This is a genomic window from Paraburkholderia sp. CNPSo 3272, from assembly GCF_024206495.1.
In the GTDB taxonomy this organism is placed as follows: Bacteria; Pseudomonadota; Gammaproteobacteria; order Burkholderiales; family Burkholderiaceae; genus Paraburkholderia.
Genome location: NZ_JAMBPQ010000003.1, coordinates 14,835 through 31,114 on the forward strand (window position 1 = coordinate 14,835; position 16,280 = coordinate 31,114).

The 16,280-nt window shown below is 64.1% G+C and carries 18 protein-coding genes; 12 read left to right on the forward strand and 6 right to left on the reverse strand.

Annotated features, from left to right (window positions below; translation table 11 throughout):
- Window positions 1-137: 137 nt before the first annotated feature.
- Together M3I53_RS04465 and M3I53_RS04470 are read left to right on the forward strand one after the other, a co-directional pair.
- Window positions 138-701, forward strand: coding sequence for a thioredoxin family protein (locus tag M3I53_RS04465; protein WP_254314756.1), 564 nt, complete (start codon window positions 138-140; stop codon window positions 699-701).
- On the forward strand, window positions 698-1,246 hold the full coding sequence (locus M3I53_RS04470; protein ID WP_254314757.1) for a GFA family protein: 549 nt from the start codon (window positions 698-700) through the stop codon (window positions 1,244-1,246). The genes M3I53_RS04465 and M3I53_RS04470 overlap by 4 nt, the downstream gene beginning before the upstream one ends.
- A gap of 5 nt (window positions 1,247-1,251) precedes the next feature.
- Here M3I53_RS04470 and M3I53_RS04475 read toward each other — a convergent pair whose 3' ends face one another.
- The 3 genes from M3I53_RS04475 to M3I53_RS04485 form a co-directional block, all read right to left on the reverse strand.
- Window positions 1,252-1,659 carry a GFA family protein gene (locus M3I53_RS04475; protein WP_254314758.1) on the reverse strand — a complete coding sequence of 136 codons (408 nt, stop codon included), beginning with the start codon at window positions 1,657-1,659 and terminating at the stop codon, window positions 1,252-1,254.
- A gap of 75 nt (window positions 1,660-1,734) precedes the next feature.
- Window positions 1,735-2,262 carry a cytochrome P460 family protein gene (locus M3I53_RS04480; RefSeq protein ID WP_254314759.1) on the reverse strand — a complete coding sequence of 176 codons (528 nt, stop codon included), beginning with the start codon at window positions 2,260-2,262 and terminating at the stop codon, window positions 1,735-1,737.
- Window positions 2,263-2,273: 11 nt separating this feature from the next.
- Entirely contained in the window at window positions 2,274-3,317 is a 1,044-nt protein-coding gene (locus M3I53_RS04485) for an alpha/beta fold hydrolase (RefSeq protein WP_254315092.1), read from the reverse strand.
- A gap of 412 nt (window positions 3,318-3,729) precedes the next feature.
- Between M3I53_RS04485 and M3I53_RS04490 the strand changes: the two genes are divergently transcribed.
- Window positions 3,730-3,978, forward strand: coding sequence for a DUF4148 domain-containing protein (locus tag M3I53_RS04490; protein WP_254314760.1), 249 nt, complete (start codon window positions 3,730-3,732; stop codon window positions 3,976-3,978).
- A gap of 40 nt (window positions 3,979-4,018) precedes the next feature.
- The gene (locus M3I53_RS04495) at window positions 4,019-4,441 is read left to right on the forward strand and encodes an organic hydroperoxide resistance protein (protein ID WP_254314761.1); all 423 of its coding nucleotides are present in this window, start codon (window positions 4,019-4,021) and stop codon (window positions 4,439-4,441) included.
- A gap of 94 nt (window positions 4,442-4,535) precedes the next feature.
- Here the strand turns inward: M3I53_RS04495 and M3I53_RS04500 are convergent, their stop codons facing one another.
- On the reverse strand, window positions 4,536-5,570 hold the full coding sequence (locus M3I53_RS04500) for a 2-hydroxyacid dehydrogenase (RefSeq protein WP_254314762.1): 1,035 nt from the start codon (window positions 5,568-5,570) through the stop codon (window positions 4,536-4,538).
- 236 nt (window positions 5,571-5,806) lie between these two features.
- Entirely contained in the window at window positions 5,807-6,169 is a 363-nt protein-coding gene (locus tag M3I53_RS04505) for a DUF4148 domain-containing protein (protein ID WP_254314763.1), read from the reverse strand.
- Between the two features lie 320 nt (window positions 6,170-6,489).
- Between M3I53_RS04505 and M3I53_RS38140 the strand changes: the two genes are divergently transcribed.
- From M3I53_RS38140 to M3I53_RS04540, 8 genes are all read left to right on the forward strand, one after another.
- Window positions 6,490-6,612: a hypothetical protein gene (locus M3I53_RS38140; RefSeq protein ID WP_302057552.1), complete on the forward strand. Its 123-nt coding sequence runs from the start codon at window positions 6,490-6,492 to the stop codon at window positions 6,610-6,612.
- A 543-nt stretch (window positions 6,613-7,155) separates the two neighbouring features.
- Entirely contained in the window at window positions 7,156-8,688 is a 1,533-nt protein-coding gene (locus M3I53_RS04510; protein WP_254314764.1) for a nodulation protein NfeD, read from the forward strand.
- On the forward strand, window positions 8,685-9,446 hold the full coding sequence (locus M3I53_RS04515; RefSeq protein ID WP_254314765.1) for a slipin family protein: 762 nt from the start codon (window positions 8,685-8,687) through the stop codon (window positions 9,444-9,446). The genes M3I53_RS04510 and M3I53_RS04515 overlap by 4 nt, the downstream gene beginning before the upstream one ends.
- A 430-nt stretch (window positions 9,447-9,876) precedes the next feature.
- The gene (locus M3I53_RS04520; protein ID WP_254314766.1) at window positions 9,877-10,851 is read left to right on the forward strand and encodes a ferritin-like domain-containing protein; all 975 of its coding nucleotides are present in this window, start codon (window positions 9,877-9,879) and stop codon (window positions 10,849-10,851) included.
- 110 nt (window positions 10,852-10,961) lie between these two features.
- Window positions 10,962-12,257 (forward strand): Nramp family divalent metal transporter, encoded by a 1,296-nt coding sequence (locus M3I53_RS04525; protein ID WP_309249483.1) that lies wholly within the window; start codon window positions 10,962-10,964, stop codon window positions 12,255-12,257.
- 140 nt (window positions 12,258-12,397) lie between these two features.
- On the forward strand, window positions 12,398-13,000 hold the full coding sequence (locus tag M3I53_RS04530) for a sigma-70 family RNA polymerase sigma factor (protein WP_254314767.1): 603 nt from the start codon (window positions 12,398-12,400) through the stop codon (window positions 12,998-13,000).
- Window positions 12,997-13,728: an anti-sigma factor domain-containing protein gene (locus tag M3I53_RS04535; RefSeq protein WP_254314768.1), complete on the forward strand. Its 732-nt coding sequence runs from the start codon at window positions 12,997-12,999 to the stop codon at window positions 13,726-13,728. Before M3I53_RS04530 ends, M3I53_RS04535 begins: the two co-directional genes overlap by 4 nt.
- Before the next feature lie 217 nt (window positions 13,729-13,945).
- The gene (locus tag M3I53_RS04540; RefSeq protein WP_254315094.1) at window positions 13,946-14,437 is read left to right on the forward strand and encodes a fasciclin domain-containing protein; all 492 of its coding nucleotides are present in this window, start codon (window positions 13,946-13,948) and stop codon (window positions 14,435-14,437) included.
- 162 nt (window positions 14,438-14,599) lie between these two features.
- Here M3I53_RS04540 and M3I53_RS04545 read toward each other — a convergent pair whose 3' ends face one another.
- The gene (locus tag M3I53_RS04545) at window positions 14,600-16,273 is read right to left on the reverse strand and encodes a GMC family oxidoreductase (RefSeq protein WP_254314769.1); all 1,674 of its coding nucleotides are present in this window, start codon (window positions 16,271-16,273) and stop codon (window positions 14,600-14,602) included.
- Window positions 16,274-16,280: the final 7 nt, after the last annotated feature.

The following is a 16,280-nucleotide window of genomic DNA, read 5'->3' on the forward strand; positions in this document are numbered from 1 at the left end:
CGCGGTGGACGATTTGTATCTCTACGTATCGTGCCCCGGCGGCGACACACTACGTTTCAACAGTGCTGCCGGCGGGACACGACCCAGATACGTGGGAGCGTTCCAATACGCTCGTCGTCCACACAAGGAGAACCCTCATGATCTCTCGTCTCAAGATAGCCGCTGTTGCCATCGGCCTCGCCGCCACCGCCGGGCTCGCCGCGTACGCCTCGGGCGAAGCGCCGTCGGGCGGCTCGGCAGCGCTGCAAACCGGCGCGCAGGCGCCCGACTTCACCGGCATCAACAACTGGCTCAACAGCCCGCCGCTCGACCTCAAGCAGTTGCACGGCAAGGTCGTGCTCGTCGACTTCTGGACCTTCGACTGCATCAACTGCGCGCACACGATCCCGCACATCAAGGAGCTGGACGCGCGCTACCGCGACAAGGGTCTCGTGGTGGTCGGCGTGCACACGCCCGAGTATTCGTTCGAGCGCGACACCGGCAACCTGCAGAAGGCCATCAAGCAATACGGCATTACGTACCCGGTCGCGCAGGACAACGGTTACGCGACGTGGAACGCCTATGGCAATCAGTACTGGCCGGCGGTCTACCTCATCGACCAGAACGGCAAGCTCGTCTATACCCACTTCGGCGAGGGCGATTACGCGCAGACCGAGCAGAAAGTTCGCGATCTGTTGGGCATTCAGGGCAAGCAGGGATGATCGGCTGGCGCCGCCGCTCCGGCTCGCGGGGCGGCGGCGGCCACGCGTTTGCCCGCGCAGATCTGGCAGCAGCGCGCGAAGAGACCGAATCTACGCGTAACATGCGCGCGTACCTGCAAAAACGGAGAAGACCGATGTCGACAGACTGGAAAGGCCGCTGCCTGTGTGGCGCGGTGCAATACGAGGCTCGCGGCGCAGCGTTCGCGCAGCTCGTTTGTCACTGCCGCGATTGCCAGCGCGCTTCCGGATCGGCCGGGTTGCCGGTGGTTGTCGTGAGCGCTGCTGAATTCTCGTTCGAAGGCGACATCCGCTCTTATACGATAACGGGCGGCAGCGGCATGCCAACTACACGAAATTCCTGTGCGCATTGCGGCAGCCTGCTCTTCGGCACACCGCAGCATGCGCCGGACATCGTGACTATCTACGCCGGGACGCTCGATGAGCCTTCACGGTTCCACGCAGAATTCGTTCAGTTCACATCTGAACGGCATCAACTGGACGCTCGCGATCCCGGCATTGCTCAATATGCGGGACGCGCGCCCTGAGCCATTCAAAGGTGCCGCGTTTCGCGAGGCGGATTGCCCCAGTCATTCGCGAGACCGTCGGCATAGGAGATCGGTGCTTCGAGCGCTTCGTTCAGGTCGAAGTCGTCGATGCACATGATATTCACGTTGATGTAAGCGTAGCCCGTTCCGTTCGGCATATCGACGCGGTCGAACACGTGCACGCCGCAGTGTTTGCAGAACGGATGGTGGGCTACCGGGTTTTTCCCTTCGTAATGCGTGAGATCGCTTTCGCCCGCAAGCAGAACGAAGTCTTGCGGGCGAACCTGCACGAGCCAGAGGCGCAGCCTTCCACAGAAACTGCAGTTGCATTTTCCCGTGCCCTTGCTGAAATCGATTAGGGCTTCGAACTTCACCGACTGGCAATGGCAACTTCCACGGTACGTCCGCTGCATGGGGCTCTCCCGATCAGTTTGACGACAACTGCGGGATTATGTCACCAATCCCGAATCAGGAGCCCCGGCATCCCATCAAGGCGCGAAACGCGTAAACACGTAGTCGCGATCCTTCACCTTCGAAGCGTGGCACGCAAAACAGGTTTGATGCTGCGCCTCGTTGGCCGGCACGCCGTTGATGAAGCGCCCGTATCCCCAGCCACCCGTCGACGCATAGCGGCGCGAGTCCTTCACCATGACCTGCACCGTCGTGGGCTGGCCCGGCACCGTCGCCGGCCCGAAATCGTCGGACTGCTTGCGCTTGTACGCAAGCTTCACGAGGATCGTGCCGTCGGGATACGGCAGCGTCGCATTCTCGATGGCCTTAATCGCAACCGGATTGCCGAGCACTACGCGCAGTTCGTCGAGCGGCGCAGCCTCCTCGGCCGGCGCGATCATTTCCCACTTGCGGTAGCCGGGCGGAATGGTCACGCCGTAGATCGGCGAGGCGGCCTGGCCCTGCGCTTGCGTACCTTGCTGGGCCCACGCGGCGGGCCCCTGCGCAAGACCCGCGAGCAGTGCGAGCGCGAGGAGCGCGCGATGCCTGAAAAAGCGTGCTTGCATCGCGGCCCCCGTCACAGATGCGTGACTTGCAGGATGGCCTGCGCGAACTCCTTGGGCGCTTCCTGCGGAAGATTGTGGCCGATGCCGCCATCGAGAGTGCGGTGCAGATACTTGCCCGTGAACTTCTTCGCGTAAGCGGCCGGCGCGGGATGCGGCGCGCCGTTGGCGTCGCCTTCGAGCGTGATGGTCGGCACGGTGATGGGCGGAGCGGCCGCGAGACGCTGCTCGAGGCTGTCGTACTTCGCTTCGCCCTGCACGAGCCCGAGGCGCCAGCGGTAGTTGGAGATCACGATGGCCACGTGGTCCGGATTCTGGAAGGACGCTGCGCTGCGCTCGAAGGTCGCGTCGTCGAAGTTCCATTTCGGCGAGGCGAGCTGCCAGATCAGCTTGTTGAACGCGTCGCGATTGGCGGCATAGCCCTGCACGCCGCGCTCGGTCGAGAAGTAGAACTGGTACCACCACTGCAGCTCGGCTTGCGGCGGCAGCGGCTTGCGGTTCGCCTCCTGGCTGCCGATCAGGTAGCCGCTCACGGAGACCATCCCTTTCACGCGCTCGGGCCACAGCGCCGCGACGATGTTCGCCGTGCGCGCGCCCCAGTCGTAGCCGCCCAGAACGGCCTGATCGATCTTCAGGGCGTCCATGAACGCGATGAGATCGACGGCGGTGACGGCCTGCTGGCCGTTGCGCGGCGTGTCGTCCGAGACAATGTGCGTGCTGCCGTAGCCGCGCAGATACGGCACGAGCACGCGATAGCCCGACGCGGCAAGCATCGGCGCAACTTCGACATAGCTATGGATATCGTACGGCCAGCCGTGCAGCAGGATCACCACCGGGCCGTTCTTCGGACCCGCCTCGGCGTAGCCCACATTGAGCAGGCCCGCGTTGACCTGCTTGATCGGGCCGAACGAGACGCCGTTGCCCGTGCGCGTGTTGGCTTCACCGCCGCCAGCCGACTGTGCGTGCGCGAGACCGCCGAATGCGAAGTCCGCGAGCGTGAGGCCGGCAAGCGACGTGCCGAGAAGGCGACGGCGACGGACGTTGACGGGATCTGACATGACCACTTCTCCTTGTTGTGCATGCAGGCCGCGCCCGAACGGCTTGGCCTCGTTGATGAGCCAGCGGCAGCAGATCGTTCGAATCATTCGATCGCGCTCGCGGCGGCAGGCAAAACGCCCCGGTGAATTTATAACCGGGCAGGAAAAGCGCCATGTATCCCAATGTGTCTGTTGCGAGCGCGTACACAAAACGAATCAAAAAAGCGTCGGCGTGCCAGGACCGATGCGGCGCGAGCGGGATTGCACGAGCGGCGAGTTTGTATCGCAATGTATAAGCTCGGGCCACAGACACATACCCTTGCAAAACGCGGCGTTCATGAAACACGGCAGATACGTGCGGCGGTTGTAATGCATCAACGCCGGAACTTGCTGATGACCGGACGGAATTCCAGACCCTTCCCAGGAGAAAGTCATGAACGTATCGAAGCTCGCCGTCGCCTTCGCCGCCAGCGCCGCAGTCCTCACCGCCGCTCCGGTCTTCGCCGCCATGCCCGCTCAATCGGGCGCGGCGCAACCCGCTGCTCAGCAAGTCCAGGCATGGACGCCCGCCGGCAATGCGGCCAACGCAAAGATCACGCGTGCACAGGTTCGCCAGGAACTGGTTCAGGCGCAGCACGACGGCCAGCTCGCCGCAATCCAGCAGCTGTACCGCGGCAGCTAATTCATTGTCCCAACGACGCTAACTTCAGGAGATAAACACCATGACTCAGGCAGAAAAAGTGCTGTACACCGGCAAGACCCACACCACCGGCGGCCGCGACGGCGCGGCCCGCAGCGACGACGGGCGTCTGGACGTGAAACTCTCGCCGCCTGGATCGAGCGCGCCGGGCACGAACCCAGAGCAGATGTTCGCGGCGGGCTGGTCGGCGTGCTTCATCGGCGCGATGGGCCGCGCGGCCACGAAGCTCGGCACGGCGCTGCCGCGCGACGTGGCGGTCGACGCCGAGATCGACCTCGTCAACGCCGACGACGCGTTCAAGCTGCGCGGCCGCCTGAACGTGACCCTGCCGGGCGTCGATCGCGAGACGGCGCAGCGCATCGTCGAAACGGCACACCAGATCTGCCCGTACTCGAAGGCGACGCGCGGCAACATCGACGTCACGCTCAGCGTGGTCGAGGCGTGATCGAGGCGTGATTGCGTAGCAGTAGAAAGCAAAAAAGCGGGGCGGCTTGCGCGCGCCCCGCTTCGCTTTGGCGTGTTGCCGCGGGCGTTACGCCTTAGCCGTGCGGCGCTTCCACGAGATTGCCCGGCGACCCGTTGCGCCAGGCCTCCACATTGCGTAGCGTCGTTTGCGCGATTTCGTTCATCGCCTCGCGCGTGAAGAACGCCTGATGCGACGTGACGATCACGTTCGGAAACATCAGGAGACGCGCAAGCACGTCGTCCTGCAGCGGTACATCCGAGTGGTCCTCGAAGAACAGGCCGCCCTCCTCCTCGTACACGTCGAGGCCGAGGTTCCCCAGCTGGCCGCTCTTGAGCGCATCGACGAGCGCAGTGCTTTCCACGAGGCCGCCGCGGCCGGTATTGATGAGCATAGCGCCGCGCTTCATCTTCGCGAGCGCGCGCCGGTCGATCAGATGACGGGTCGCGGGCACGAGCGGGCAATGCAGGCTCACCACGTCGGACTGCGCAAGCAACGTATCGAGCGGCACATAGCGCGCGCCGAGCGCCAGCAGGTCGGCGGCCGGCGGGCCCGGGTCATGGGCGAGAACCTGCATGCCGAAGCCCCCCATGATGCGTGCAAAACACCGGCCGATAATGCCCGTGCCGATCACGCCGGCCGTCTTCCCATGCAGATCGAAACCGAGCAGCCCGGCAAGCGAGAAGTCGCCTTCGCGCGTGCGCGACACGGCGCGCGGCAGCTTGCGGTTGAGCGCGAGGATCAGTCCGACGGCATGCTCGGCCACCGCATGCGGTGAATACGCGGGCACTCTCGCGACGGTGATCCCAAGACGCTGTGCCGCTACAAGATCGACGTGATTGAAGCCCGCCGAGCGCAGCGCCACGAGTCGCGTGCCGCCCTTGTGGAGGCGCTCGAGCGTGGCGGCATCGACCGCATCATTGACGAACGGGCACACCACGTCGTAGCCATCGGCGATCACGGCGGTATCAGCGTCGAGATGCGATTCCTGGTAGTGCAGTTCGTACTGGAAAGCGGTGTTCGCCTCCGTGAACGTATCGACGTCGTACTGGCGCGCGCTGAACAGGATCATGCGTGGGCGAGCGGAAGTGGGGATCTGGGTTCCCGGCATGTTGACCTCGTGCGAGCTGCGGGGTGTCGGCGCGAACTGCGCGCCGTGATGCGCATGGATGCGCCTTGAACCCGAACGTCAAAGCGTTCGCGTGCGCCGCGCGGGCATGCATGCGCGCAAGCACATGGTAACAGCAGCCCGGCGAGCGATCGGGGATGAGCGGGCCGGACATAGATGCGGCAACGCCGCGAAGCCTGCCGGTGCTCGGCAAACTTCGCGGCGTCGTGCCGCGCGCATTACGAGTGAGCGTAGATCGGGCCGAGGCCAACGACGTCCTGGCCGGCCTCATTTGCACTGGAGGCGTTCGATGCGGCGCGGGAGTGCATGCGGCTGCCTGCTGCGGACGCGCCTCCGGCCACACCGCCGAACGACGACGCAGCTGCGCCGCTTTCGGCATTCACTCGCGAGAGCGCGGCTTGCAGGTTCGCGGGGTATTGCGTGTTGTCGCTTGCCGGGTTGTAGCCGGCCTTCTGGAGTTGCACGAGTTCGGCCTTCACTTCGGCGCGCGTCACCGGTTGGCTCGACTGGGCGAACGAGAGCGCGGGAACGGCAACGAGGGCAGCAAGAGCAGCGGCGGCGAGCGATTGTGCGAGCTTCATGGTGTTTCTCCTGACGTTGGGTGAGTGGTTGCGCACTGTTGTGTATCAACCTTGCGTAGGAGACATTTGAACGCCGCGATGTATCTGGCTTGTTTGCGCGCGCGCCCGTTTTTGCAAGCGCGCTTGTCGGACGAACCGCCAGACACAGTGCGATACAGGAAGGCGCCTTCTCGTGTGGGCCTGGCAGCTGGCATGCCAATAAGGGGCGAATCGAAAGCGTTGCTGCACTGCACGCTTAGCCCCTCGCGCCTTGCATTCCGCCCTGAAATCCCTATAATAAGGGTTATCCCTTAGGCAGTAACCCTAGCAAAGAGGAAATCATGGGTGCAATCGTCGAAAAGCTGACTCAAGTTCTGGCTGCACTGCGTCGTCTTGGCGCCGAAGCGCTGAACCGTCATCTCGAATACTGCGAACTGCTCGCAGAAGCTCAGCGCCGCTGGTAATAATCGCGCCTGACTGCATCAAGCGTCCCTGCCCGTACAAACGAGGGACGAGAAGTAACACGCGGCCGCATCGAGCGGTCGAGTTTTATGCGGCGCCCAGCCAGGCCTCTATTCCGGAGGCATCCGCGCGCGCCGCATCGGGCCGCCATCCTGCGCGGCCAGAATGTGCGCCGGCCCTGGGCTGCGCTAAGCCACGCAATGCGCGACCGCGTTCGAGCGGTACGCTGCTACGTCCTGTTCGTCCTCGAAGCTCGCCGCGTCGATGCAGCGAAGGTCGCTCCGTACGTGCTTCCACCACCCTCTTGCCTTTTTGTTGCGACTGCAACGACTCGCCGGTCACGGGGAGTTAGCCACGAAGGCCGACGCGCCAAATCCGATTCCTCCATTGCCCCGGGAGCCGCGCAATCAGTGCCCAGCGCCACGTTTGGTGCGTTTTCGCGCCATTCGGGCCGGTTCGCGCTTTGGGCGGAAAGCGCCTAATCTTGAGGTATCGGCTCTTGCCCCATCTGTGAGCCGGAACGTGCGCCACCTTCCGGACTTCCGATGCGCGATCATCGCCCCTCGCATACCGCGGTGCACGACGCGCCGCACGCTCACCCGCACCACCCGCTCACGGCGCGGCTTGCTCGCGCCGTTGTGTTCGTCGCCTTGCTGGTCGCGTGGGCCGCTCTGGCGGCCGCGCTAGCCATCCCTGCTGCGTTCGCGGCGCCGAGTCCGCCCGTCGTCGTCATGACGGTGAACGGTGCGATCGGGCCCGCCAGCGCCGATTTCATCGTCCGCTCGCTGGAGCGCGCCGCGCACGAGCGCGCGCCGCTCGCGATCCTGCAACTGGATACGCCCGGCGGCCTCGACACGTCGATGCGCCAGATCATCAAGGCGATCCTCGCCTCGCCGGTGCCGGTTGCGACCTTCGTCGCGCCGGGCGGCGCGCGCGCGGCCAGCGCGGGCACCTATATCGTCTACGCAAGCCACTTCGCGGCCATGGCGCCGGGGACGAACCTCGGCGCGGCATCGCCGGTGCAGCTCGGCGTGGGCGGCGGCGGTGGTTTTCCGGGTGGCCCGCAAGGCGCTCCCGAAACCGCCTCCGCCGCCTCGGCCCCGCACGCCGAGGACAACGAATCGACGGAAGCCCGCAAGGTCATGCACGACTCCGCCGCCTACATTCGCGGCCTCGCCCAGCTGCGCGGACGCAACGCGGCGTGGGGCGAGCGTGCGGTGCGCGAGGCCGTGAGCCTCTCGGACGAAGAAGCACGCGACCAGCACGTGATCGATCTGATCGCGCAGGACCCCGCCGACCTCGCGCGCCAGCTCGACGGCCGCACCGTCACCACCACGGCGGGCACGCTGCGCGTCGCCACCGCGCACGCGCCGCTCGAAGTCGTCGCGCCCGACTGGCGCAACCGCTTTCTCTCGATCGTCGCCGACCCGAACGTCGCGCTGATTCTGCTGACCATCGGCATTTACGGACTCTTCTTCGAGTTCGCCAACCCGGGCTTCGTGCTGCCCGGCGTGGCGGGCGCGACCTGCCTGCTGGTGGGTCTCTTCGCCATGCAGCTGCTGCCCGTGAACTACGCGGGCCTCGGGCTCGTGCTGCTCGGGCTCGCGTGCCTCATCGCGGAGGCATTTCTGCCCACGTTTGGCGTGCTGGGCTTCGGCGGCATCGTGGCGTTCGCCATCGGCGCGCTCATGCTGATGGACACCAGCGCGCCCGGCTACGGCATCCCCATGCCGCTCATCGCGGGCCTGGCGCTAGGCGGCGCGGCGTTCGTCGCCACCGTCTCCAGCGTGGCGCTGCGCGCGCGGCGGCGGCCCGTGGTGACCGGCGCGGAGGCGATGGTAGGCGCCACTGGCGAAGTGATCGACGATGGCCTGCACCCCGACCCGCGGCCCGGCCACGCAGCCTTGTCGACGGGCTGGGCGCGCGTGCACGGCGAGCGTTGGCGTGTGGCATGCGCCACGCCGCTCGCCGCCGGCAGCCGCGTGCGCGTGAACGCACGCAGCGGTCTCACGCTCACCGTCACCCCGCTGCACGGCGCGGCACACGACAAGGCAAACGAGAAGGGAGAACATTCATGATCGGCTTCACGTTCGGCTTCACAGGTCTTCTGATCGCGCTGCTGGTACTGATCGCCTTATCGTCGATCCGCATCTTCAAGGAGTACGAACGCGGCGTCGTGTTCATGCTCGGGCGCTTCTGGAAGGTCAAAGGGCCGGGCCTCGTGCTCATCATTCCCGCGATACAGGTGGCGGTACGCATCGACCTGCGCACCGTAGTGTTCGATGTGCCTTCGCAGGACGTCATCACGCGTGACAACGTTTCGGTGAAGGTGAACGCCGTGGTCTATTTCCGCGTGGTGGATCCGGAAAAGGCCGTCATTCAGGTCGCGCGCTACATCGACGCGACGAGTCAGCTCGCGCAGACCACGCTGCGCGCCGTGCTCGGCAAGCACGAACTCGACGCCCTGCTCGCCGAGCGCGAGCAACTGAACGCCGACATCCAGAAAGTGCTCGACACGCAAACGGACGCGTGGGGCATCAAGGTGTCGAACGTCGAAATCAAGCACGTGGACCTCAACGAAACGATGATCCGCGCCATTGCCCGCCAGGCCGAAGCCGAACGCGAGCGCCGCGCGAAGGTGATTCACGCGGAAGGCGAACTGCAGGCGTCCGAAAAATTGCTGCAGGCTGCGCAATGCCTCGCGCGGCAGCCGCAGGCGATGCAACTGCGCTATCTGCAGACGCTCACCACCATTGCCGCCGACAAGAACTCCACCATCGTTTTCCCGTTGCCGATCGAACTGCTCAACGCGCTGATCGACCGCTTGGCCAGATGATCCGTCCCCTCGGTTTCAAGCCGTTTGCGCTATCGACACGACGCGGCTGCCGATGCCGATGCCGATGACGCGCCAGGTTGTCAGGCGCTCGGTCGAGTAGCACCAGCATGCGGCAAGCGTTAGTCAATCAAACGACGGCGACGGGCACATCACGCGTGTACTGAGCACGCATGCACATCTCCCCTGCTCCAGGCGCAAGCCCTAACCCATTGCATCAAAAAAAGCAGGCTCTCCTGCATCCATTGCACTGACCACATCGTAAATGCACATGAAGACCCCACTCGTCCTGAGACCTTGCCTGCCTTTTACCGAAGGATGAGCTGTCTTTGTGTCCGCGATTCGGATTACCGCCCCGCGTACGGCTTGCTGTTGTCGGCGCCTGCGTTGCGAATCATGCGGCATCCCTCCACGTCTTGCGAGGAGTATGGTCATGTCAGACGATTTATCTGCACAGCTTATCGACGCTTTTGACCGTCGTACCGACCGGCGTCTCAGGCGGCGGCAATTCTTCAGGAATGCCGGCGGCCTTGGGCTCGGACTGGTCGGCGGAACGATCATCAGCGCGTGCGGCGGCGGCTCGGGCGTCAGCGCCTCGGCCAGCCCCAGCGCGCCAACCGACGAAGACATCCTGAACTTCGCACTCAATCTGGAATACCTCGAGGCCCAGTTCTATACGTACGCAACGACGGGCGCCGGCTTGCCCGCCGGCATGCTGACCGGTGCAGGGAACCAGGGGGCCGTGATAGCCGGTCAGCAGGTGCCGTTCCAGGATCCGCTGGTCAAGGCCTACGCCAACGAAATCGCCAATGACGAGCGCGAGCACGTCGCGTTTCTGCGCAGCGCTCTCGGCTCCGCCGCCGTCGCCCAGCCCGTCATCGATATCAGCGGCACCAATCCGAATGGCGCTTTTTCCGTCGCGGCGCGCGCAGCCGGCCTGGTCGGCGCCGGCGCCCCGTTCAGTCCCTATGCCAGTGACAACAATTTCCTGCTGGGCGCGTTCATCTTTGAGGACGTCGGGGTGACGGCCTACCACGGCGCGTCACCGCTGCTTTCGAACAAGACATTCCTGCAGGCCGCGGCGGGCATTCTCGCGACCGAGGCCTATCACGCGGGGCTTGTGCGTACCTCGCTGTTCGCGAAAGGCCTGGATATGTCCAGCCTGATCACAGCAGCCAATGCGATTTCCGCGGCGCGTGACAGCCTTGATACGGTTGGCAATGACGACCAGGGCATCACCGGCACTACGCCCGGTTCCTCCAACATCGTGCCGGTAGACAGCAATGGCATTGCCTTCAGCCGCACGTATGCCGAAGTGCTGAACATCGTCTATCTGACGAGCACGATGGCCGTCAAGGGCGGCTTCTTCCCGAATGGCGTGAACGGAACGCTCAACATGAGCGCCTGACGTCAAGGCGCTGAAGCTTCCGCGGCGGGCGGCCCCTGCGCGACGCCCGCAGGCCCGTCGCCGGAACTCCCTCAGATTCCGAACGCGTGTGACACCGGGAAGGAGATACCGTGAACGAATTTTCTGATCAGTTTGCCGCGCCGCGCACGCTTACCGAGCAGGCGCGCGCTGACGTCCACGAGGTGCTCGCGGGTCACAGCCGGGCGCCCCGGGCCATGCTGGCGTTTGCCGGCCCCGCCATCGTCGCGTCGATCGCCTACATGGATCCCGGCAACTTCGCGACCAATATCCAGGCGGGCGCGAAGTACGGCTATTCGTTGCTGTGGGTTGTTGTACTCGCAAACGCTATCGCCATGCTGTTCCAGATGCTTTCCGCCAAACTCGGGCTGGTGACAGGCCGCAACCTGGCTGAACTGTGCCGGGAAACGTTGCCACGGCCGGTCGTCATCGCCATGTGGGCAATCAGCGAGATGGCGGCGATGGCGACCGATCTGGCCGAGTTCGTTGGTGGGGCGATCGGACTGTCACTGCTGCTGCATCTGCCGTTGATGGTGGGGATGGTACTGACGGCACTGATCACCTATGGACTTCTGCAGCTGGACCGCGTCGGCTTCAGACCGCTGGAGCTGGTCATTGCGGCGCTGGTTGGCGTGATCGGCCTGTCGTACCTTGCCGAGCTGCTCATCACGCCTGTTGCGTGGCCGGCTGTGCTCACGCACGCGTTCATCCCGCAGCGTATGGATAACGACGCCGTCGTACTGGCGGTGGGCATCGTCGGCGCCACGGTCATGCCACACGTTCTCTTCCTTCATTCGGGTCTCACCCAGAACCGGGTTCGGCCCCGCAATGAGCATGAGCGTACGAAGATGATCGCTTTCTCCAACAGTGAGGTCGTTATCGCGCTGGGCATCGCGGGCCTCATCAACATGGCAATGGTCATCATGGCTTCGGGTGCGTTCCATGCCGGCCATCCGGACATCGCGCAGATCGAGACGGCCTATCAGACGCTGTCGCCCCTCCTCGGCGGTGCTGCCGCGCTGTTTTTCCTGGCCGCACTCATCGCATCCGGAATGTCCAGCTCGGTAGTGGGGACCGTCGCCGGCCAGATGATCATGCAGGGTTTTGTGGGGTTCGGTATCCCCGTCTGGGTGCGTCGCCTCGTGACGATGGTCCCCGCGTTCATCGTGATCGGACTGGGCGCGAATCCGACGAACGCTCTGGTCATGAGTCAGGTCGTGCTCAGCATTGCGCTGCCGGTGCCGATGGCGATGCTCATCTGGCTGACATCAAGCGGGCGCCTCATGGGGCGCCACCGTAATCGCCGGATCACGCTGATTATCGCGTCGCTCGGCGCAGCGGTGGTCGTGCTGCTCAATCTCGTGCTGATCTGGCAGGCAGTTGCGTAGTCAACCAGCGCGAAAGGCACTCCACGGAGGCATTCACGATGCAATGGCACTACCTGCATGGCACACGACGGATGGACGGGCGTCACGCTGGTAGACTACTCACGTCGCATGTTCCAGCATTCCCCCACCCGGAAAACAGCATGCACTCACCAAAAGCGAATCCCTCGGGCGACAGGCTCAATGCGCCGCCCGAGCCTGGCGCCCGTTACCGCGACGAACTGAACCACGTTCTGCTGGCTGTCGCGCGGGGCGACCGGACCTCGTTCGCGACGCTCTACCGGCAAACGTCGGCGAAGCTTTTCGGAATCTGCCTGAAGATGCTGCGTGATCGGGGCGAGGCCGAAGAGGTGCTTCAGGATGTGTATATCACGGTGTGGCAGCGAGCCGCCACGTTTGATCCAGGCCTCTCCAGCGCAATCACGTGGCTCGCGGCCATCGCGCGCAACCGGGCCATCGATCGCCTCAGGCGTCAACGGCCCGAACATCTGGACGAGCTAGCCGGGGAAGCCATTGCGGATGAGGCGCCGACGCCAGCTACGCTGGCCGAACGCAGCCAGGAGCGTCAGCGGCTGGAGCGGTGCCTGCAAGCGCTTCCCGAGCGGCACGGCGAGTTCGTAAGGGAAGCATTTTATAGGGGCACCACCTACGTCGAACTGGCGACACGGTTAAGCGTGCCGCTCGGCACCATGAAAAGCTGGATCCGGCGTAGCCTGATGCAGCTGAAAACCTGTCTCGAACGATGAACACGTCCGCGCTCCCCCCTGACGATGAGCTTCGCTGCGCGGAATACGCGCTGGGCGTGCTCGATGCCGATGAATTGCGAGAGTTCGAACGGGCCATGCGGCACGATCCACGCATCGCCCAAGCGGTCGCAGACTGGCAGGAACGTCTGATCCCCCTGAGCGAAGACATTCACGACGTACCGCCGCCACCCCATGTCTGGACTCACATCCAGCGCGAGTTGGGGCTGGCTGCCCAAGGCGGCCTCAGGAGTCGCGGCAGACTGTGGGATAGTGTGCGGCTGTGGCGCTGGATTGGCGTGACGTCAACCGCGGTCGCTGCGGCGCTCGCGGCCGTCTCGCTGATATTGGTCCAGCCGGGCGGTGTGAGCACACCATCGGGCCGTGGCTATATGGTTGCGAGTCTTGCACGGCAGGGCCCTGGCGGTGGTGCTGCCTGGACCGCGACGGTCGACGTGCAACATGCGAGTATGGTCATTGTCCCGACAGCCAGCGTTCCCGTCGCCCCCGGCCACTCCACGGAACTGTGGGTGATTCCTGCGGGAATGAAGCCCGTCTCGCTCGGCCTGATTGCAGTGGACCGGGCGACCGTGGTGAAACTGCCTCGTGATCACCTTGCCGAGTTGGCCCGGCAGGCGACCCTGGCCGTCTCAGTGGAGCCTTACGGCGGGTCGCCGACCGGGCAGCCGACGGGACCGGTGCTTGCAGCAGGACCGGTTGGTCCGGCGTAAGCGACAAAGGAGACCGGAAACTAACAATTCGTTGTACCAAGAAATCGGTGCATCTTTTTCCGCGTTCAACCCGTATCTACGATTGCTTCCAGTCCGGAGGCTTCACACACATGCGGGGGAACCCAGAATGCGGATCTGCAGATTTAAGACGATAGGTGCGGCGTTTGGCCTGGTGCTGACGCTGGCAACGGTGACTCCTGTTGCGGTGGCCGGATCGATGTCAACGGAAGGCAGCGTGGAGGTCGGTGGCGCTGCGATGTATCCGTCGAAGAACATCATCCAGAACGCGGTCAACTCGAAGGACCATACGACGCTCGTTGCTGCGGTAAAGGCAGCGGGCCTCGTGAATACACTGTCGGGTGCCGGGCCGTTTACCGTGTTCGCGCCAACCAATGAAGCGTTCGCCGCGCTGCCAACGGGGACCGTCGATACACTGCTGAGGCCGGAGAACAAGGCCACGCTGGTCAAGGTGCTGACCTACCATGTCGTGCCCGGCAGGCTTACCGCGCACGATCTCGCAATGGCGGTCGACAACGGCGGTGGCAAGGCACGCCTGACGACGGTCGAGGGTGACTCCCTCGTTGTCACCCGGGACGGCGAAGGCTGGGCGGTCACCGACGACAGGGGAGCCGTTGCGCACGTCACAATCGGCGATGTCATGCAGTCCAATGGCGTGATTCATGTCGTCGACAAGGTTTTGATGCCGTAACCTGCTTCGGTTTCGCCTCGGACGAAGGGGACTTTGTCTAGCCAGCCTTCGTTCGGGGGGCCATCGTTTAAAAAGCGGCGATCGCATCTTTATGCACCGGCAGCGTTGCGCGTTCTTAACGCGCTGCAGAACATTCTTTATGGGGCGTGGTAGGCCTCCTCCTCAGTCGAGAATGAAATCGGCGCACCGGTCGCCGAGCATCATGGCCGGGGCGTTGGTGTTGCCCGCGTTGATGTTCGGCACGGCCGACATGTCGCTCACCCGCAGGCCTTCCACGCCGCGCACGCGCATTCTTGCATCGAGCACCGCCATCGAGTCCGTATCGCTACCCATCTTGCAGGTGCCGGCCGGGTGATAGTTGGTTTTGACGAATCGTTTGCAGTGGCGGCGCAGGTTTTCGTCGTCGTCGTGCGCGGGCAGTGCGATCCTCGTCAGATGGCGTGCGAGCGGAGCGGATCTGAACGCCTCCAGGAAAAATCGCTGGCCCGCAATCATTTGCCGCATGTCTTCCTCTTCTTTCAACAGATGAGGCGAAACGATCGGCATGGCTGCCGGATCGGGCGATCGGAGCTTAACGAAACCGCGCGACTTCGGCTTCACGACCACAGTGGTGATCGTGAAGCCGTAGGTATCTTCGAGTGCATCGTGTGCCTCCCGGTCGAGATAGACGATGGGAACCGGGAAGGCCTGGATGGTGGGCTCGCCGGCTCGTTCGAGCGGGTTGACCAGGGCTCCGGCCTCGAGACCGGCCGTCAGTATGGGCCCGCTGCCGAAGAGCTTGAATTGAAGGCCGTTCTTGATCATGCGCCAGCCAGTGCCCTGCTTGAAGTAGCCGTGCTTCCCGTTGGCGATTGCCGTGATGGGAACCTCCGGGTGGTCGATCAGATTCGCGCCGACGCCGGGCAGGTCCGCCACGCATGGAATGCCGTGATCCGCCAGGTGCGCGGCCGGTCCGATTCCGGAAAGCATGAGCAGCTTCGGCGTAACCAGCGCGCCGGCGCTGATGATGACCTCGCTCCTCGCATAGGCCACCTTCTCCTCGCCATTCTGGCGGTACGCCACGCCGACCGCGGCGCGGTTCTCGACGACGACGCGCAGGACCTCCGCTTTCAGCTTTACGGTCAGGCGCGCATCGTTCCTGAGCGGTTCGATATACGCATAGGCGGCGCTGCTTCTGCGGCCGTTGCGGTTGGTGAACTGATAGAAGCCGACACCTCGCTGTGTCGGACCGTTGAAGTCCGCATTGAACGGTTCTCCCATGCCCTGCACCGCCTGGATGAACCAGCGCGAAAAATCCGTCACGTGTCCAGGGTCGGAAACCAGAAGCGGACCGTCGATACCGTGTCTTTCGTTGTTGAAGCGATTGTTGCCTTCGATTGAACGGAAGTGCTTGAGCACGGCATTCCAGCCCCAATCCGCGCTCTCGGCGTTACCGCTCAACAAGCTGTCCCACTCGTCATAATCGGAGGGGCGGCCCCGCATGTACACCTGGGCGTTCACCGAGGACCCTCCGCCCAGAACGTGCCCCTGCGGGATCTCGTGGGCGCGGCCGTCCAGGTGTTCCTGCGGAATCGTTTTGTGATAACGCATGTACTTGCTGCCATGAATCAGCTTGAAGATGCCCGGCGGCATGTCCAGCAGTGGGTGATGGTGACTATGCCCAGCCTCCAGCAGAAGGACGCGACAGCCGCCGCGATTCACGAGCTGAGCAGCCGCTACGCAGCCCGATGCTCCGCCGCCCACCACAATGTAGTCAAACTCTTCCCGAGCCAATTCCAGTCTCCCATACTGCAAGTTTTGAATCCTTCGAAAGCGAACCGAAGGTCGCTGCAACATCGCGGAA